Origin of the sequence: Acetobacter aceti NBRC 14818, assembly GCF_000193495.2 — a bacterium.
Taxonomy (GTDB): domain Bacteria; phylum Pseudomonadota; class Alphaproteobacteria; order Acetobacterales; family Acetobacteraceae; genus Acetobacter; species Acetobacter aceti.
In genome coordinates, this window is the sequence record NZ_AP023410.1 from 1,518,869 (window position 1) to 1,536,267 (window position 17,399).

General features: G+C 57.0%; 15 protein-coding genes and 1 tRNA gene. 11 read left to right on the forward strand and 5 right to left on the reverse strand.

Going from position 1 to position 17,399, the window contains the following annotated elements:
* Positions 1-179: 179 nt before the first annotated feature.
* On the forward strand, positions 180-1,568 hold the full coding sequence (locus EMQ_RS06860) for a PAS domain-containing protein (protein ID WP_018308273.1): 1,389 nt from the start codon (positions 180-182) through the stop codon (positions 1,566-1,568).
* Positions 1,569-1,839: 271 nt separating this feature from the next.
* Positions 1,840-2,502, forward strand: a complete 663-nt coding sequence (locus EMQ_RS06865; protein ID WP_010668736.1) for a protein-tyrosine phosphatase family protein — start codon at positions 1,840-1,842, stop codon at positions 2,500-2,502.
* 170 nt (positions 2,503-2,672) lie between these two features.
* On the opposite strand, the gene EMQ_RS06870 is transcribed toward EMQ_RS06865, so the two are convergent.
* A complete protein-coding gene (locus EMQ_RS06870) occupies positions 2,673-4,295 on the reverse strand; it encodes an ABC-F family ATP-binding cassette domain-containing protein (protein ID WP_010668737.1) in 1,623 nt (540 codons plus the stop codon).
* 383 nt (positions 4,296-4,678) lie between these two features.
* Here EMQ_RS06870 and glf point away from each other — a divergent pair, with 383 nt between their 5' ends.
* Positions 4,679-5,827, forward strand: a complete 1,149-nt coding sequence (glf, locus tag EMQ_RS06875) for a UDP-galactopyranose mutase (RefSeq protein ID WP_026200152.1) — start codon at positions 4,679-4,681, stop codon at positions 5,825-5,827.
* A 105-nt stretch (positions 5,828-5,932) separates the two neighbouring features.
* Here the strand turns inward: glf and EMQ_RS06880 are convergent, their stop codons facing one another.
* Together EMQ_RS06880 and EMQ_RS06885 are read right to left on the reverse strand one after the other, a co-directional pair.
* Complete coding sequence (locus tag EMQ_RS06880) at positions 5,933-7,231, reverse strand: AI-2E family transporter (protein ID WP_010667923.1); 1,299 nt, start codon at positions 7,229-7,231, stop codon at positions 5,933-5,935.
* A gap of 201 nt (positions 7,232-7,432) precedes the next feature.
* The gene (locus EMQ_RS06885; RefSeq protein ID WP_010667922.1) at positions 7,433-8,038 is read right to left on the reverse strand and encodes an NUDIX domain-containing protein; all 606 of its coding nucleotides are present in this window, start codon (positions 8,036-8,038) and stop codon (positions 7,433-7,435) included.
* A gap of 150 nt (positions 8,039-8,188) precedes the next feature.
* On the opposite strand from EMQ_RS06885, the gene EMQ_RS06890 reads away from it, so the two are divergent.
* From EMQ_RS06890 to EMQ_RS06905, 4 genes are all read left to right on the forward strand, one after another.
* Positions 8,189-9,394 carry an MFS transporter gene (locus EMQ_RS06890; protein ID WP_010667921.1) on the forward strand — a complete coding sequence of 402 codons (1,206 nt, stop codon included), beginning with the start codon at positions 8,189-8,191 and terminating at the stop codon, positions 9,392-9,394.
* 118 nt (positions 9,395-9,512) lie between these two features.
* Positions 9,513-9,716 carry a hypothetical protein gene (locus EMQ_RS06895; RefSeq protein WP_180952843.1) on the forward strand — a complete coding sequence of 68 codons (204 nt, stop codon included), beginning with the start codon at positions 9,513-9,515 and terminating at the stop codon, positions 9,714-9,716.
* A gap of 257 nt (positions 9,717-9,973) precedes the next feature.
* A complete protein-coding gene (locus tag EMQ_RS06900; RefSeq protein ID WP_018308271.1) occupies positions 9,974-10,570 on the forward strand; it encodes an LOG family protein in 597 nt (198 codons plus the stop codon).
* Between the two features lie 102 nt (positions 10,571-10,672).
* Positions 10,673-10,749, forward strand: a tRNA-Pro gene (locus EMQ_RS06905).
* A gap of 851 nt (positions 10,750-11,600) precedes the next feature.
* On the opposite strand, the gene EMQ_RS06910 is transcribed toward EMQ_RS06905, so the two are convergent.
* Positions 11,601-11,816 (reverse strand): hypothetical protein, encoded by a 216-nt coding sequence (locus tag EMQ_RS06910; RefSeq protein ID WP_162467793.1) that lies wholly within the window; start codon positions 11,814-11,816, stop codon positions 11,601-11,603.
* A gap of 295 nt (positions 11,817-12,111) precedes the next feature.
* Here EMQ_RS06910 and EMQ_RS06915 point away from each other — a divergent pair, with 295 nt between their 5' ends.
* The 4 genes from EMQ_RS06915 to EMQ_RS17140 all read left to right on the forward strand — a co-directional run bounded on the left by EMQ_RS06915 (position 12,112) and on the right by EMQ_RS17140 (position 16,743).
* Positions 12,112-12,984, forward strand: coding sequence for a hypothetical protein (locus EMQ_RS06915; RefSeq protein WP_010665903.1), 873 nt, complete (start codon positions 12,112-12,114; stop codon positions 12,982-12,984).
* A 217-nt stretch (positions 12,985-13,201) separates the two neighbouring features.
* Positions 13,202-14,968, forward strand: a complete 1,767-nt coding sequence (locus EMQ_RS06920; RefSeq protein WP_373278085.1) for an aminopeptidase P family protein — start codon at positions 13,202-13,204, stop codon at positions 14,966-14,968.
* A gap of 70 nt (positions 14,969-15,038) precedes the next feature.
* The gene (locus EMQ_RS06925; RefSeq protein WP_010668740.1) at positions 15,039-16,070 is read left to right on the forward strand and encodes an isocitrate/isopropylmalate dehydrogenase family protein; all 1,032 of its coding nucleotides are present in this window, start codon (positions 15,039-15,041) and stop codon (positions 16,068-16,070) included.
* A gap of 535 nt (positions 16,071-16,605) precedes the next feature.
* Positions 16,606-16,743, forward strand: a complete 138-nt coding sequence (locus tag EMQ_RS17140) for a hypothetical protein (RefSeq protein WP_018308268.1) — start codon at positions 16,606-16,608, stop codon at positions 16,741-16,743.
* 455 nt (positions 16,744-17,198) lie between these two features.
* Here EMQ_RS17140 and EMQ_RS06935 read toward each other — a convergent pair whose 3' ends face one another.
* Positions 17,199-17,396, reverse strand: a complete 198-nt coding sequence (locus EMQ_RS06935; protein WP_081471047.1) for a LysM peptidoglycan-binding domain-containing protein — start codon at positions 17,394-17,396, stop codon at positions 17,199-17,201.
* Between the last annotated feature and the right edge of the window lie 3 nt (positions 17,397-17,399).

Below are 17,399 nucleotides of genomic sequence, written 5' to 3' on the forward strand. Positions count from 1 at the left end.
AAAGACCTCCCGGTCCGTTTATAAAAATGCCCACATGCAAGAAATGCATCAGAATGATTCATTCTTTTGACAAAAAAGTCTGCCCCGTGTTTCAATAAGATGCTTATTTTCTGAAGAATTGCATTCTGGTTCTGCCCTGAAAGAGCGCGTGCAGATTTTTCTGACGATCCGGAACTGCCATGAAGATCGCCCCAGCTGTCACTCCGTCTTCGATGAATGCCACGCTCGACCTTCTGCCTGATCTGATCTGTGTGGTCAGTCCGGAGCGTCGCAGTGATTATTTCAACAAGGCCTGGCGCAGCCATGCTGGCGGATCGCAGCAGGATTTTGCCTCTGATGCCTGGGTCAACTGGATCATTCCGGAAGACCGGGAGAAGATCGAACAGGCATTGAGGCTGTCTCTGGACACCGGCGAGCAACAGGTAACGGAATGCCGCCTGACCGGATGCGTCTCACACAGTCCCTCCTGTCGTGGTCGGTGGTTTCTGTTTCGTGCCGTACCGCACAGGGACGCTGACGGCACGCTTCGGTTCTGGTTCCATATCCTGACCGATGTTCATGAGCAGAAACTGCGCGAACAGGAGACCAGCCACACAGCCCGCATGCGTATGGCCATGCTCAATGTGAGCTCAGACTGCATCAAGGTGATCAATACCGACGGCACGCTGGCGCACATGAATGACGCAGGCTGCATGGCGCTGAATGTCGATGCCGATTCCGGTTTCGGCATGAAGTGGTTGTCGCTTCTGCCCGAGGCAGCGTGGGAGCCAGGTGAACAGGCGCTGGAAGAAGCCCGTAACGGTGCAGGCGCCCGGTTTGGTGGCCTCAGTCAGATACCGGGGGCACCGCCGCGTTACTGGGATAACGTCCTGACTCCTCTCCTCAATGCAAACGGCATCGTGGAGGCCATCCTCTGCGTGTCCCGTGATGTGACGAAGGTCAAGGAAAACGAGGATCGCATCGGGATGCTTCTGCGGGAAGTCACGCACCGCTCCCGCAACATGCTGACCGTCGTGCGGGCCATGCTCAGACGGACGGTTCCGGACCCGTATGCCTCCTTTGTGACCACGCTGGATCAGCGTATCACCGCCATTGCCCGCGGTCTGGATCTGCTGGTGCGGGAGCAATGGACTGGTGCCCATGTTAAGGATGTTGTGACAGCGCACACTGCCATAAACGGGGAGACAGGTATCAACCGGCTTCGCATTGACGGGGATTCCCGTCTCCGTCTGCGTGCGGAAGCCGTGGAGAAAATCGGTCTGGCCATTCATGAACTGACGACGAACGCAGTACATTACGGTGCTTTTTCCAACGATACCGGCACCGTGACCGTCAGCTGGCAGGTAGAGGGAAAGGATGATGACACGCTGTTCCAGCTGCGGTGGAAAGAGCGGGACGGTCCCCCGATCACCGAGCCTTCCTCAAAAGGCTTCGGCACGGCGGTGATCGAACGCAATCCACGCGGAATAGAAGGCGCGAATGTCGTCTGTCGTCACGATCCGGATGGCGTGTTCTGGGAATTCACGGCTCCGGCCCGGCGAGTCCTGACAAGTCTGCCGAACAACTGACCTGCCCGTTTACAGAACCTGCTCGCGAAACCTGCTTTCAGTCATAAAGACGTTTCTGTTGCAGCGGGAGGAGGTTCACACGCCCTGCCACAAGACAAAGCTCAGCATGCTTTGATTATCGTCCTGTTATTACACTAAAATCACTGCACATTTTCACTCTCCAGGCATCAAGGGTGTCGCCGTGAGCACACCTTGCACTCATGCGACGGACCATCTTGGAGAGAAGCCGCTCTCTCCCTATACTCCGCCCCCCAACAAAAGGAGCACCCTTGTGTTCGAAGGAAGTCTGGCCTCGCGGAGCGGCCGTCGCAAAGCCTGGGTAGACAGCCTGTTCGTGGATCATGCGGTTTTCAGACTTGTCTGGACCAATTTCCACACAGTCGTTCCCGGCAAGGTTTATCGCTGTAACCACCCGACGCCGGCCCGTCTTGCTGCCGCGAAGCGTCGCTTCCACCTGAAGACGCTCGTCAATCTGCGTGGACATCGGAAATGCGGCTCCGATGCCCTGTCCCGCGATGCGGCAAAGCAGCAGGGACTGATCCATGTGGATATGGCGTTTGAAAGCCGTGGCGCGCCGCACCGCGATCGCATCCTGCGCTTTGCGTCGCTCTATCGCTCGCTCGAATTTCCGATGCTGATGCACTGCAAGTCTGGCGCGGATCGGGCGGGGCTTGCCTCCGGTCTCGTAGTGATGTTCGAAGGCGGCACGACCGATGAGGCTCTACGCCAGCTTTCCTGGCGCTTCGGGCATTTCAACCGCTCCCGCACCGGGATTCTTGACGCTTTCTTCTGGCGTTATCGCACCGAAGCCGAAGGACGCATTCCGTTTCTGGAATGGGTTGAGCATCATTACGACGAAGCTGCTCTCAAGCGCGATTTCGTTGCGGGCAAACTGGCGTCGTTTGTTACGGACAAGGTGCTGCGGCGGGAGTAATACCAGCGGAGTCATGGGTTACCCCTTATGCGGGCTCTGCCCGCACCCGGAAGGGACCACAGGCCCCTTCACCCCGGTTTATTGATAACAAACGGTTTCCAAAGACAGGTCTTTTAGCGGGGTGCGGGGCAGCCCCCGGTAAAAATCTGTTGGTATCAGCCTTACCACATTCACGCGTGCAGGCCCGGCGCTTCCCGACCGGTGCGGGCGACATATTCCGAATAGCCGCCATCATAGGGATGGATGCCCTCCGGTGTCAGTTCCAGCACGCGGTTGGACAGGGCGGCGAGGAAGTGGCGGTCATGCGAGACGAACAGCATGGTGCCCTCGTATTTCGACAGGGCGTTGATCAGCATTTCCTTCGTGCCGATGTCGAGATGGTTGGTTGGTTCGTCAAGCACGAGGCAATTCGGCGGATCGAACAGCATCAGCGCCAGCACAAGCCGTGCCTTCTCACCACCTGACAGAACGCGGCAGGGTTTGTCGATATCGTCGCCGGAGAAACCGAAGCCGCCAGCCAGCGCTCGGAGCGCACCCTGATTGGCGAGCGGGAAATTGTCCTCAAGCGTCTCGAAAATCGTGCGGTCGCCATCGAGCAGATCCATGGCGTGCTGGGCGAAGTAACCCATCTTCACACTACCGCCGAGCGTGACTGTGCCAGCGTCCGGCTCTGTCGTGCCGGTGACGAGTTTCAGCAGCGTCGATTTACCCGCGCCGTTCACACCAAGCACACAGCACCGTTCCTGACGGCGGATCATCAGGTCGAGACCTTCGTAAATCACCTTGCTGCCGTATTTCTTGTCGACGCCTTTCAGAGTCGCAACGACATCACCTGAGCGTGGTGCTGGCGGAAACTCGAAAGACAGGGTCTGGCGACGCTTCGGTGGCTCGACACGGTCAATCTTGTCCAGCTTCTTCACACGGCTCTGGACCTGCGCTGCATGGGAAGCGCGGGCCTTGAACCGGTCGATGAAGGCGATTTCCTTGGCCAGCATGGCCTGCTGACGCTCGAACTGGGCCTGCTGCTGCTTTTCGTTCTGGGCGCGCTGCTGTTCGTAGAACTCGTAGTCACCTGAGAAGCTGGTCAGATTACCGCCGTCGATCTCGATGACCTTGTTGATGATGCGGTTCATGAAGGCGCGATCGTGCGACGTCATGAGCAGTGCGCCATCGTAGTTGGCAAGGAACTGTTCGAGCCAGATCAGACTTTCGAGGTCGAGATGGTTGCTCGGTTCGTCGAGCAGCATGGCGTCGGGGCGCATGAGCAGGATGCGGGCCAGTGCGACGCGCATCTTCCAGCCGCCCGACAGCTTGCCGACATCGCCATCCATCATTTCCTGACTGAAGCCGAGGCCATCCAGCACCTCACGCGCTTTTCCGTCCAGCGCGTAGCCGCCCAGTTCCTCGAAACGGGCCTGCACTTCCCCGAAGCGCTCCAGAATGGCGTCCATCTGGTCCATCTGTTCGGGGTCGGCCAGCGCCGTCTCAAGCTGGGCCAGTTCAGCTGCAACGGTGGAGACTTCGCCCACGCCATCCATGACTTCGGCGACAGCGCTCCGGCCTTCCATCTCGCCGACGTCCTGACTGAAGAACCCGATGGTCAGCCCCTTATCGGTGACGACATTACCTTCATCAGGCTCTTCCTGCTTGGTGATGAGCCGGAACAGGGTCGTCTTGCCCGCACCATTCGGGCCAACGAGACCGATCTTCTCGCCCTTCTGGAGGGAAGCTGATGCCTCGATGAAGATGACACGCTTGCCGTTGTGCTTGCTGATATTGTCGAGACGGATCATGGGGGCTCGGAGGTCCTCGGACGGGCTGATGGAAGCCGCCGGGGTACTATCAACCGCCTTCCGGCGCAAACCGGTCCATACATGGTGGGAAATCCGTCCGATCCGGTCATATCTGCTGCTGGCGAAGAGCCGTAAATGGAAGGTTCGCAAAACCCTCATTCGGCCTTTGCCCTGCGCAACAATATCAATGGGTTATAATTGCCACTCATCCAGCAACGGAAAACGCTTTTAACATACTAATTTTATTATTTATTAAATATATCTTCACTGCATTATAAAATTATAAATCTTACTCCCGTAAAATATCATATCTAGAATTTCTGAAAAAATATGCGTCAGAATCTTGTACGCATATCATCCGGAACAGAATTTGAGTTTTGCTGATAAGAGTCTGTATCGTTGGAGCGGGTTTCAGCGGCGCCATTATTGCCCGTCATCTTGCGCAGAAAGGCCATGAGGTCGTTCTGCTGGATGAACGTCCTCACGCTGGCGGCAACTGCCACACCGAACGAGACGCGGCGACCGGCATCATGGTGCACCGGTATGGTCCGCACATCTTCCATACAGCCGATCAGCGGGCATGGGATTACATCAATCAGTTCGGAAAATTTCACCCCTATGTAAACCGGGTCAAGGCGATCTCGCAGGGCAAGGTCTATACGCTTCCCGTCAATCTCCTGACCATCAACCAGTTTTTCGGCACGACACTGAGCCCGAAAGAAGCCCGGGTTTTCATTGAGTCGAAAGCGGATAAATCCATCACGGACCCGCAAAATTTTGAAGAGCAGGCGCTATCCATGATCGGCCCCGACCTGTATCGGGCTTTTTTCCACGGCTACACCTGCAAGCAGTGGGGCATGCCGCCCACGGAACTACCAGCCTCCATTCTGAAGCGCCTCCCCCTGCGCTTCAACTATGACGACAATTACTTCAACCATCCGTATCAGGGCATGCCCGAGGACGGTTACACGGCCATCATCGAAAACATTCTGAAGATTGACCGGATCGAAATCCGGCTTGGCACCTCTTTTGAAGCGGTGGCCGAAGAGTTCGACCATGTTTTCTATACGGGGCCAATTGATCGTTATTTCGGTTTCAGGCTTGGACGACTGGGCTACCGGACGCTGGATTTCGAGCGGATCGAGGATGAGGGCGACTATCAGGGTACGGCCGTCATCAATTACTGTGATCAGTCCGTTCCCTTCACGCGCATCTCGGAGCACAAGCATTTCGCACCGTGGGAAGCTGACAAATTCTCACGCACGGTCTGCTTCAAGGAATACAGCCGACTGGCCGGAGAGCAGGACATTCCCTACTATCCGATCCGTCAGGTCCATGAAAAACGGATGCTGGAAAGCTATATCGAGCTGGCCAAAACGGAAAAGAAGATCTCCTTCCTTGGACGCCTTGGAACCTACAGATATCTCGACATGGATGTGACCATTTCCGAGGCTCTCGCCGCCTGCGACCGGATTGACGAGCTTGTTGCCGCCGGAGAGGCTATTCCCGTTTTCTTTGTTGATCCGACCTAAGCCCACGTTTCAACACACCGTATCAAGGGCGTCGTCTTTCAGTAGAAGCGACGCCCTATGAAATGCGCAGAAAAGGCAACCGAAGGCAGCAGTCAGGCCCGGTTCTTACGAACTGGCATGTGTCCCGGGGTGTAACTCGGTCGCCTCATGGTGAAGGTCATGCCTGTCAGGCATCGCACCCGGTCCACCGATCATGTGACCGATAGGCGTCAGGTAATCGACGTGATCACAGATGATCTTAAAGACCGCCAGCATCGGCACGGAGAGAAACGCGCCGGTAATGCCCCACATCCAGTCCCAGAACAGCAGGGACGCCATCACAAGCACCGGGTTTAGCGTGAAACGGCGCGCCAGCAACATGGGCGTGATGGTCTCTCCCTCCAGCAGATGGATGCAGAGATAGACCGCTGGCGGAAGAAGCGCCTGCACGACCGTTGGAAAACTGAGAAGCCCCACGCAGAAATAGATCACGATGCCCGTGCAGGGGCCAATGATCGGGATATAATTCAGAGCGAATGCCACCACGCCCCACAGCAAGGGGGTCGGCATGCCCAGCATCCAGCACTGGACCGTGTTGGCGATCCCCACGAACACATTCATCATCGTGATGGTGGCCAGATAAAGCGAGATATTCCGCTCGATATGGGACGAAATCTGCACGGCGCGTCGCTTGTCATTGAAGGTCGGCATGATCTCGACAAAGCGCCGCAACAGGCTGTCTCCCTGCGCCAGCAGAAAGAACAGCATGATGAAGAAAGTGAAAAGCTGTCCCATGAACGCCTGCGTGCCGAGCAGAAGCGAGGAACCAAGTGGCATGATGCCGGAGGCCACACCCGGCGCATGCGGATCGGCCGGCACACCCAGCAGTTTCTGTATCCTCAGACCGGTGCTTTCCAGAAAATGGATAGGGTCATTGAGGATCGCCAGATGCGACTGAACGAGCGTGATTTCCTGTGGTAACTGTGAGAGCCACCCGGCTGCAGGCACCGAGACGGCCATTCCGACGGCCGTAAACCCGCCGAACACACTGCCGATCAACAGGAACGCGATGATGGGTCGCGGGAGCCTGATCCAGTGGGAGATGACGCGCATCGGCGTCACCAGCATCAGGTTCGTCACCACCGCCATGACCATCGGCAGCACGATCGAGGCGGCGAACTTCAGGGTGTACAGTATCGCCAGAATGGTCAGAATAATCAGACAGACCTGATTGACACTCAGCCGCGCACGTCGCACGGCTTCGTGCATGCGGGCCTGCTGGGCCCGCTCCGCAGCGGCTTCCTCATCCGGTTCGCTGGCCAGAACCGACGGTGGAAGCGTTGCACGCTGTGCGCCGCTGTCCGCACCGGCTTTTACGTCCGGTGACGCCCCTGAAGAAACGGACTCATCCATATCGTGCGGCATGCCCCGGACTCCCTCTGCCGTCAGCGGCGTGTCTTTTACCACTGCGTATCCGGAACGGTGGGAGACAGGTCTTGAATTCTGACCCTTCTAGAGACTGTGGAAGACGAGTCCCTGTCAATTGCTTATCGTCCGAGGATTGCTTTGCCGACAGTCCAGCCATACGGACACATCCGCGTGCTCCATATGGCCCCGGCGTCTGTTTCAGACCAGTCCGTGGGAACGGATCATGGCAAAGGCTGCGAGCGTCACCATGCAGGTGATTTCATTATCACGAACCATCCGCTCGAATTCCGCCAGAGATACGGTGTGACAGGTTATGTCCTGCTCGGTGTCCTCAAGCGCGTTTTCTCCTTGAGTCAGATCGGTCGCGAAATAGACATGGCCGCGCTGGGTTGAATAACCCGCCCCCTGATAGACGACACCGACATGCTGCATCCGTGCGGCGGACAGGCCGGTTTCTTCCCGCAACTCTCCGGCGGCGACAGCATCCGGGTCGGCATCGGGTTTCGTCTCCCACATGCCCATGGGAAACTCCCACATGCGGCGCTGAACCGGATAGCGAAACTGCTGGATGAGCGTCACGGTCCGCTCACCGCCCTCGCCACCCACAGGCATGATGACGACGAAGTCTCCGCGCTCGACAATCCCGTAGAGCCCATCCTTTCCGTTCGGACGGCGGATGATATCCTCACGCATCCGTGTCCAGGGATTTTCATAGGCGATACGAGAGGAAAGCGTGACATATCCTCCATCATCGGGTGTATCTGTGAGTGGGCTGATATTTTCTGCTGACGGCATGATCGTCATGACGGATTACCTCCCTGAGGGGTGGAAGTTCACTTGAGGCGTCTGAAACGTCCCTGTTTCCCAAGCGTTACAGGCTAAACCGCCTTCCCGCACGCAGAAACCTCCCTGCCTCTGCAATGACCGCTACTGACCACTTCTACCGGATGCTGCATGACTTCCCCATCGTCCCGTTCTTCATCCGTAATTGCCCGCACGTATCCTGTCCTGCTGTTCACGCTGGCCTGTTACACCGTCATCGGCCTTCAGATGGCGGTCGTACCGCTCTTTGTCCATCGTACTCTGGGATACAGCGCAGCGCTCGCGGGGTTTGCTGTTTCAGCGCAATATCTGGCGACACTGGCGACCCGGACCTGGGCGGGAAACCGGCTTGACACCAGCGGCGCACGCCCTGTGGTCACCATCGGTCTGATCGTAGGAGCCCTGTCCGGCGTGATGCTGGCCGTGTCAGCGCTGTTCGCATCGGAATCGGCGCTATCCCTTGGGCTTCTTCTTGTCGGACGTATTCTTCTCGGTTTTAGCGAAAGCTGGGTGGCGGTCGGCGTCATCATCTGGAACATGCACCGGGCGGGGGCAGAGAATTCGGCGGCGGTCATTTCATGGAATGGCGTGTGCTCCTATGGCGGTATCGCCCTTGGTGCGCCCATTGCGGCCATGATCTTTTCGTCTCACGCAATGTTTGGTGGTCTTGTCGGCGTGGGGCTTCTGTCGACGCTTCTGTTCGCGGTCTGCATTCCGCACGCGCTCCGACAGCAGACCACACGTCCGGCTCCACAGACCGGCCCGAAACCCGGTTTCGCCACCATTTTCCGCGCGATCATGCCGTATGGCTGCGCCCTGGGCGCAGGGTCGGTCGGATTCGGTGCGATCGTCTCCTGCCTGACGCTCTATTTCAATGACAGGAACTGGAGCGGAGCCGCCATTGCGCTGGCTGTTTTCGGTGGATTTTTCGTTCTGACACGGTTCGTTTTCTCCTCCACGATCCGGAAGATCGGGGGCGAGAGAGTGGCGCTGATTTCCATGGGCGTGGAAACGCTCGGCCTGCTGATTATCGCGGGCGGCCCTTCGCCCATTCTGGCCAATATCGGAGCGGCTCTGACTGGTGTCGGATTTTCGCTGGTTTTCCCGGCTCTCGGCGTGCTGGCCATCGAACGGCTGGGAGCGGAAAATCGCGGTGTGGCGCTGGGTGGGTTTTCCGTCTTTCTCGACCTCGCCATCGGCGCGTCGGGTCCGGGGTTGGGGATGATCATTCCCATATGGGGCTTCCCGACGTTGTTTGTCGTGGCGGCCGCGTTCTGCGCTATTGGTTTCTTCCTGACTTTCACTCTGCCCAAAAACAGTCATGCCGCGTCTGCGTGATGCGATAGCGTCACTTCCGTCGCTCTTGCGGTTTGATCGAATTTCCTGGCGACGGGTTTCTGTTGTGCATGCAAGATGCAGGCGGGTAGCCTGAGTAAAACGGGGCGGACAGAATGGCATGTTACGCCATCATGTTCTGGGTCGGTTACGGACTCGTAGGCATGGCATCGCTGATCCTCTGCGTAGAAATCTGGCGAATGAAACAGAAGCCGGGCTTATGGGAATGGGGTTCGGTGCGCTTGGAACCGGAAGCGGTCTGTGCGCCGCGGCTTTTTCCCTTCTTGCCCGGCATCAGGCAGCATCCTTCCAGTCTGCCCCTTAAACCCGACTTCAACTGACCGGCTATAATCGACTGGCTGACAGCATCCCGAAGGCCTGTTCAAGCTGCATCTGAGCGGCGAAAAATGCCGACTTTACGGCAGAAAACCCTCCCCCGCCCCATGATCATCGCAAATACGGTGTCGGATGACTTGGCGGAAAGGTATGAAGCTGTATCATGCTTTTATTGGAAAAACCGGCTGCCGTTGACTGACGACGCAGCCGGAAAAAATGCCTGATAAGCCATGGAGAGTTGACCGCATGCCTGCCCGCATTAATGCCGCCGCCGTCTTTTGCGGTTCCCGTTTTGGAAATTTGCCAGCCTACAAGGAAGCAGCGGAAGCCGTGGGAGCCGGTCTTGCCCAGGCTGGTATTCATCTTGTTTATGGCGGTGGGTATGTAGGCCTGATGGGTGTTGTGGCGGATTCAGCCATTCAGGCGGGCGGGCGTGTCACGGGCATCATTCCAGAATTTCTGGAAGCGCGTGAGGTCATGCATCGTGGCGTGACGGAACTGGTTGTCACGGATTCCATGCATACGCGTAAACAGAAGATGTTTGCGCTGGCTGATGCGTTTCTGATTCTTCCTGGCGGTTTCGGCACTTTTGACGAACTGATGGAGATTCTGACTTGGAAGCAGCTCCAGCTGCATGCCAAGCCCATCCTTATCGTCAACACCGCAAACTGGGCGCAGGGCGTGCTGGCGATGCTTAACGAGGCTGTCAGTCAGGGCTTCGCCTCGCCAGAAGCGCGTGGACTGCTTGAGGTGGTGCCTGATGCGGCGGCGGCCCTGCAACGACTGGAACTTGTTCCCCGCTCGGACAGCCGCGAGGCCCTTGAAGCGACCTCCAGAATGTAAATTTCCGCCCTCTGGATAAAAATAAACGTCCTGTTCAGGGGGCTCATGATATTTCGGCTCTTGCAGTCATGAACGATGAGCGCTATTAGGCCCGCACCCAATCGGAGTGTAGCTCAGCCTGGTAGAGCACTGTGTTCGGGACGCAGGGGCCGGAGGTTCGAATCCTCTCACTCCGACCAGGGGTTTTTAACGGATGACCCGACATCCGTTTCTGTGCTCTGTTGTGCAGATGCATTGAGAACAGTAAATCTCCCCCACAAATTTCCCGCTCCCTTCTTTAACATGCACGCCAGCTAGTGCCGTAAGGTAGTCGCAGAATGGGATATTTCAGCCAACACGCCGGCTTCCTGCTCGAATAAAGCGTCCCATAGATAGACAGGCAGAGATAACCCTTCCAGCCTGTCTCGCTGCCACCACTGCGACTCTTTCTCGTCCTCGGCGCGCATCGACTCCCCAATCCAGGATGGTAGGGTTAAGGTGTTGTCAGTCTTAGGGAGGTTGATTTGGACGAAGCAGCACTCAAAACATGGGTCGCAAAAAGCATTAGAATTTCAGCTGCTTACAGCTATTACCCTTCCTGCTTTATTGAGATGATTAAACGTTATGGTGAATGGCGCGACTGATGGCTGGCGGCGAAATTCAGACAGGGGTTTCCAAGCTGGACAGAGTGAAGCTCGCTCACATACGTGATTCCTCGCTCCAAAGTCGCATGCGGTAAATATGATCCAGAACCATGACCTTTATAACTTCTTCCTTTCGTATCCTGACGATGACATCCCTTCTGTGTCTGCTGGCGGCGTGCTCCGGTCCCACCCGACTGTCACCTCATCAGGAGTTCCGGCGGGATCAGAAGAAATTGCATAATTGCAATGAAATTTCAGACAGAACCGCCCGTGGACGGTGTCTCATGGCTGAATCCAGACGCCATTATCTGTATCAGCATCCCCGGAAACCGCCGGTCCGAAGCCGTTAACTGAGTGAGGCATCCTGTCCGCCGTCTACGACAGAGAGTTTTTCCAGCAGACGGCTCTCAGTTTTTGCCCTGATCACTGCGAGGCTGCCGCACTTCTGGTGAAGAGCTTTTGGGCGGTCCAGCGGCATCTTCATCAAGATTGATTTCTTTTTCAATTTGCCGGGTATGTGGTGAATTATGGTTCTGTATTATTTCCTTTTCAGTGGAACAGGCCATCAATCCCGAGCATATAAATACAGCGACAAGTCCCCGGACTGCTACAGAGCGCAACATGATGTTTTCCCTGACTTCAGAGCGTGATTTCAAACAGTAGAATCAAAGTAAAATCGAAACAGGGAAGTTTCGATATTCATGCATCATAATATAACCTGACGGCATGACATGCCGTTCGACGGGTTACTGCTGTTATATGACGTCGCACAGCAGGAACAGAACATACGCCCGCAGTGCAGTTTTTCCGGGGAATTACCTGAAAACCGGCCTCTATATCCGTGCCCCCCTTGCTCTTGTGCGCCGTCTCTGGTCCAACCCGTGATCAAGAGAACACGCTCAGGAGAACGAGTGCGCCATGCGAACAGGACAGATTGCGGCCATGCTGCTGACCGCATTGGCGCTTGAAGGCTGTTACGCCCAGTACAACTACCGTCCCACCGGTTATGAAGAAGGATGGACGATGGGCCATCATGCCGGTCATCTCGGTTGGTATGACCAGCACGGTCACTGGCGAGGCTGGTTCGATGGCGCGTCATGGCATGATGCCCATGAGACGGCTCCACATGGCGCATCGTCTCCGCTAGCGGGTCGACCAGCGCCTGTCAGCAGAACCGCCCCTGCCCTGCGTGGTGGAGCAGCCAGATTGCCCGCACAGCAACCTGTCAGCGCGCAAGAAGAAACACCGTCCGCCGTTAATCCTGTGCCAGAAGCCCCACAGGTATCTGCTCCTCTGCCGACACCGGTCGCGCCACCAGCACATTCTGCTCCCATTCCCGCAACGGCAGCGCCGCAGGTGGCCACCCCAGCGGTTCCACCACGGGCGACACCAGCTCTCACACCACCAAGGGCACCAACCCCTCCCGCTGTTACGCCAACCGCTCCGCAGCCATCCGCGCCGGTCAGCGCCCCGGCACCCCAGCCTGCACCTGTCGTCCAGACGCCTCCTGTTCAGTCTGCCCCCGCGCCCAGCGTCCAACCCTCCGCTCCAGTTCAGACACCGGATGAAGAGGAAACGGCTCCATCGACGCCAACAGCGCAACAGGCTCCCTTCAAGGTCAAACCGGGTTCATCCATGCCGCAGGGTCCAGACGAGTCGACATCAGCGGCCTCTCAGGTGCTGCCTGCCTGGCTCGACCCCTCACCCGATCCGGTCACGTCCTCGCAGCCTGCCACTGAACAACCTTCGGGCAACGCAACCGGTAGGGCGACACGTAAAACGACGCGGTAAGTCCCTGCCGGTTTACGTCTAGGGTCGTACGGATATGCTTTGGTTGAGAGTGATGCTCGGCGCGAAAGCAGACAGGAGAGAATATACTCCTGTCGCGCTTTTCCACGGCTCGCGCCGCGACATCGCCATGAAGGGGCAGCAACGCATCCTTTGAAAGAGATGTGTGTCAGAGGAGAGACCGTTGACAGAGACCACGATCAGTTCCGCTTCCGGAAAGATGAGCGACCGTCTTCAGGCCTTGCGCGTTCTATTAAAAGAAAACGGTCTGGATGGGCTGATCATTCCGCGCAGTGATGAATATCTGGGGGAATATGTACCAGCGTGCGCCGAACGGCTGGCATGGATCAGCGGTTTTACGGGTAGCGCTGGACTGGCCGTGGTTCTGTCCGACAAGGCCGCCGTTTTTTCGGATGGACGCTACATCACCCAGATGGATGATCAGGTCGATGGCGCGCTGTGGGAACGCCATCACATCACGGAAGCGCCTCCACGTTCCTGGCTCGCCAAGAACGCCCCGGAAAAGGCCCGTATCGGCTATGATCCGCGGATCATCAGCCGCTCCGCGCTTGAAGCACTGCGTTCGGACAGCGTCACATTTGTCCCGACAGCGTTCAATCTGATCGACACCGTCTGGACTGATCGCCCTGTCCCGCCTTCTGCTCCAGCGGAGGTTCATCCACTGGAATACGCTGGGCAAGGCAGCGCAGAGAAACGTCATGCTCTTGGCGCACAGCTTGCCGCAAACGGATGGCAGGCCGCACTCATCGCCGATTGCACGTCCGTCGCGTGGCTGCTGAACATCCGTGGGACCGATGTGCCTCACACGCCTGTAGTGCTCTGCTTTGCCGTTCTGCATAGCAATGGACAGGTCGACCTGTTTGTGGATGAGGCGAAGATCACGCCTGAAGTGCGTAACTGGCTTGGCGACGATGTGAACATTCTGCCGCCGGAAAAGCTGGAAGAGTCGTTGCGGGCATTGAAGGGGCAGACAGTAGCCGTCGATCCGTCCGCCACACCGGTCTGGTTCAGCCAGACGCTGGAAGACGCGGGAGCGCCCGTCGTGGAAGCCGCCGACCCCTGCGCCCTGCCCCGCGCTCGGAAGAATGCGGTCGAGCAGCAGGGAGCCCGCGCCGCGCATCTCCGTGACGCTGTCGCCATCTGCCGCTTCCTGCACTGGCTGGACACACATGCCGCAGGCTCGACGGAGATGGAACTGGTGGAACGGCTCCGTGCGTTCCGGGCTGAAGCGCCAGAGTATCGCGACGATTCCTTCGATACGATCTCTGGAGCTGGCCCGAACGGAGCCATCATCCATTACCGCGTCACGCCGGAAACCAGCCGCCACCTTGGTGCGAACACGGTCTATCTGGTGGATAGCGGCGCGCAGTATCCCGATGGCACGACGGACATCACCCGCACCGTCTGGACGGGGCCGGATGAGCCCCCTGCCGGGATCAAAGAGGCGTTCAGCCGCGTGCTGAAGGGCAATCTGCTGCTGGGGCGGGCGCGCTTTCCCGTCGGCACCACCGGCAGCGCGCTGGATGTGGTGGCGCGGTATGCGCTGTGGCAGGGAGGTCTGGATTTCGACCACGGCACGGGACACGGCGTGGGGAGCTATCTGTCCGTGCACGAGGGGCCGCAGCGCATCTCCAAGCAGCCCAACAGAATCGCATTGGAAGACGGCATGATCGTCTCGAATGAGCCGGGCTATTACCGTCCCGGCGCGTTCGGCATCCGGCTGGAGACTCTGGAAATGGTCAGATCATCCGATGTCGGACAGGACGGACGAAACTTTCTTGAGTTCGAGACGCTGACTCTGGCTCCTTTTGACCGCCGTCTGGTTGATCCGGCCGTTATGGGACCGGAAGCCTTGGATTTCCTTGATTCTTACCATGCGAGAGTGCTGGCGGAGGTTGGTCCGCTGCTCTCCGGAGAAGCAAAATCCTGGCTGGTGCATGCCTGCTCTCCCATCAAGAGGAAGTGACAACACGTAATTGCGTATCGCGCTGGCTCTCAATGCGAGGCAGAAGAGGCGGCGGATGTATAGGGAGTTCATGATGACGAACAGCAAAACAATCCCCGCCACCCTTATTCCGGGCGACGGTATCGGTCCCGAAATTATGGATTCGGTGGTCGAGATCCTCGATGCGGTCGGCGCACCGTTTGCGTGGGAGCGTCACATCGCTGGCATGGCGGGTGTTGACGCGGTTAATGATCCGCTTCCGAAAGACACCATCGAGAGCATCCGCAAGACCGGCCTTGCTCTCAAGGGCCCGCTGACCACGCCTGTCGGCGGTGGCTTCAAGTCCATCAACGTTACCATGCGTCAGGAGTTCGAGCTCTACGCAAATCTTCGTCCGACCAAGACGATCATTCCTGGTGGCCGTTACGAAGACATCGATCTGGTGATCGTTCGTGAGAACCTCGAAGGCTATTACGCCGCGATGGAGAACACGATCCCCGCCAATGGCGACAAGAAGGGCATCGCCCTTTCCGGCGGTTATGTTTCCCGCAAGGAATGCGAGCGCATTGTCCGCTTCGCCTTCGACTACGCCGTACAGAACGGCCGCAAGAAGGTGACGCTGGTCCACAAGGCCAACATCATCAAGCAGATGTGCGGCATGTTCCTTGAGGCAGGCCGCAAGGTTGCTGCGGAATACAAGGGCAAGATCGAGTGTGACGAGCGTATCGTCGACGCCTGCTCCATGCAGCTGGTGACCAACCCGTGGCAGTTTGACGTGATCGTCACGACCAACCTGTTCGGCGACATCCTCTCCGATCAGGCCGCTGGCCTTGTCGGTGGTCTGGGTCTGGCGCCGGGCGCTAACATCGGTGAGAAAGCTGCGATCTTCGAGGCGGTGCATGGCTCCGCTCCTGACATCGCAGGCAAGAACCTCGCCAACCCGCTGGCTCTGCTGCTGGCTGCGGTGATGATGCTGCGTCACGTCCGTCGTGATGATCTGGCTGACCGGATCGACACGGCGATCAAGAACCTGATCACCAGCGGCAAGGTTCGCACCCGTGACATGGGCGGCGAAGCTGGCACGAAGGAACTGACGGCTGCGCTGAAGCAGGCTCTCGTCTGATCTTTCAGTAAAGCACTGCGTGCGGACCGGAATTTTCCTTTTCTGGTCCGCTTGAAGAGAAGCCCTGCCGTTCTGCGGCGGGGCTTTTTTTGTGTTCATGTCTTTTACAAAGCTCTTCCCGTTTTCACTGGGAAGCTGCTGGGATGTATTACAGCCTCTCCCGTATGGCCCAGAATTTCTGGTAAGTTTCATCGGTCCGATCGGGAACGATCGCCCCACCTCAGAATCAACAGAACTTCAATCAGCATATGCAGTTTTTCTCCCGAATTCTGCCAAAGCTGACGCTGATCGGCGCGATCAGTCATGAATCCGAACAGCCCGCCATGATTTGCGAGAGCTACTCAACGGGCTTTGAGATCTGCGGTTTATCAGCAGTCCCGGCGATGGATTGAAGCAGGCTGTCTCGAATGGCGGCAGGAACGAAGGCTGACCAGCTACGGCGATCATCAACAGCATTACACTGCACCCGCCCCCGGAAAGCGCATCATGCCCAGACTATGATGACGCAAAAAGAAAGAACGGATCGAAGCTGCGCATGGCCGTTGATACCCTGGGGCTTTTTCTGACGTTGCATGTAACGCCGGTAAACAGGAATGACCGAGCAGAAGTCGGGCCACCGGCTGAAGCCATTCAGCAGGCGGCCCAGGGCAGCGTTGAACTGGCATGGGCTTGATCAGGGCTATACCGGAGCACACGCCGTATATGCCGCTGAAAAGGAAGACATCACTCTCGAAATCGTCAGGTTGTCCCATACAAAATGAGGATTCATGCTTCTGCTACACCGATAGATTGGGGAGCGGAGTTTCGCATGGGCAACACAATCCAGTAGGTTAATGAAGGACTATGAACGGTATGCCTCAACACTTGCGGCCAAGCACACCATTGCCTGCGCTGGCTGCATGCTCAGAAATGCCGCTAACCTGTTTTTCCAAAGAGCATAACAGCCCCCAGAATGATATTTGCCGAGATGGAAGCTAACTGAAAATGTGACGAGCAGGATTGGTTGAACTTGACTGCGTTAGCCGCTTTTTTCTGGTTTATTTTCAGGATAATTATGTAGACAGAAAAATATATAAAATGATATTATATATATCACTTGATAATTTTTACAATATACACTTATTATAATTACATATTAATACCTCCTCCTTGACTGAGGTCGTAGCTGGGTAAAGTAAGAGTAGTTACTGTTACAATCCATGTATCATTAAGGTTATTAAGCGACATAATTCTATTTGCCTGTGTTGCATCCCCTAAATATTTGGCGGCAACATGCCACAGTGAAATATCACTCGCACTTACATTAATTGTTTTTCCGGTTTTCATTCT

Bases quoted from the DNA above. Each gene is read 5' to 3' on its own strand.
- EMQ_RS06860 (WP_018308273.1), top strand. From the start codon at position 180: ATGAAGATCGCCCCAGCTGTCACTCCGTCTTCGATGAATGCCACGCTC.
- EMQ_RS06870 (WP_010668737.1), bottom strand. From the start codon at position 4,295: ATGATCCGTCTCGACAATATCAGCAAGCACAACGGCAAGCGTGTCATC.
- EMQ_RS06880 (WP_010667923.1), bottom strand. From the start codon at position 7,231: ATGCCGCACGATATGGATGAGTCCGTTTCTTCAGGGGCGTCACCGGAC.
- EMQ_RS06885 (WP_010667922.1), bottom strand. From the start codon at position 8,038: ATGACGATCATGCCGTCAGCAGAAAATATCAGCCCACTCACAGATACA.
- EMQ_RS06890 (WP_010667921.1), top strand. From the start codon at position 8,189: ATGACTTCCCCATCGTCCCGTTCTTCATCCGTAATTGCCCGCACGTAT.
- EMQ_RS06895 (WP_180952843.1), top strand. From the start codon at position 9,513: ATGTTACGCCATCATGTTCTGGGTCGGTTACGGACTCGTAGGCATGGC.
- EMQ_RS06900 (WP_018308271.1), top strand. From the start codon at position 9,974: ATGCCTGCCCGCATTAATGCCGCCGCCGTCTTTTGCGGTTCCCGTTTT.
- EMQ_RS06910 (WP_162467793.1), bottom strand. From the start codon at position 11,816: ATGTTGCGCTCTGTAGCAGTCCGGGGACTTGTCGCTGTATTTATATGC.
- EMQ_RS06915 (WP_010665903.1), top strand. From the start codon at position 12,112: ATGCGAACAGGACAGATTGCGGCCATGCTGCTGACCGCATTGGCGCTT.
- EMQ_RS06920 (WP_373278085.1), top strand. From the start codon at position 13,202: ATGAGCGACCGTCTTCAGGCCTTGCGCGTTCTATTAAAAGAAAACGGT.
- EMQ_RS06925 (WP_010668740.1), top strand. From the start codon at position 15,039: ATGATGACGAACAGCAAAACAATCCCCGCCACCCTTATTCCGGGCGAC.
- EMQ_RS17140 (WP_018308268.1), top strand. From the start codon at position 16,606: ATGGCCGTTGATACCCTGGGGCTTTTTCTGACGTTGCATGTAACGCCG.
- EMQ_RS06935 (WP_081471047.1), bottom strand. From the start codon at position 17,396: ATGAAAACCGGAAAAACAATTAATGTAAGTGCGAGTGATATTTCACTG.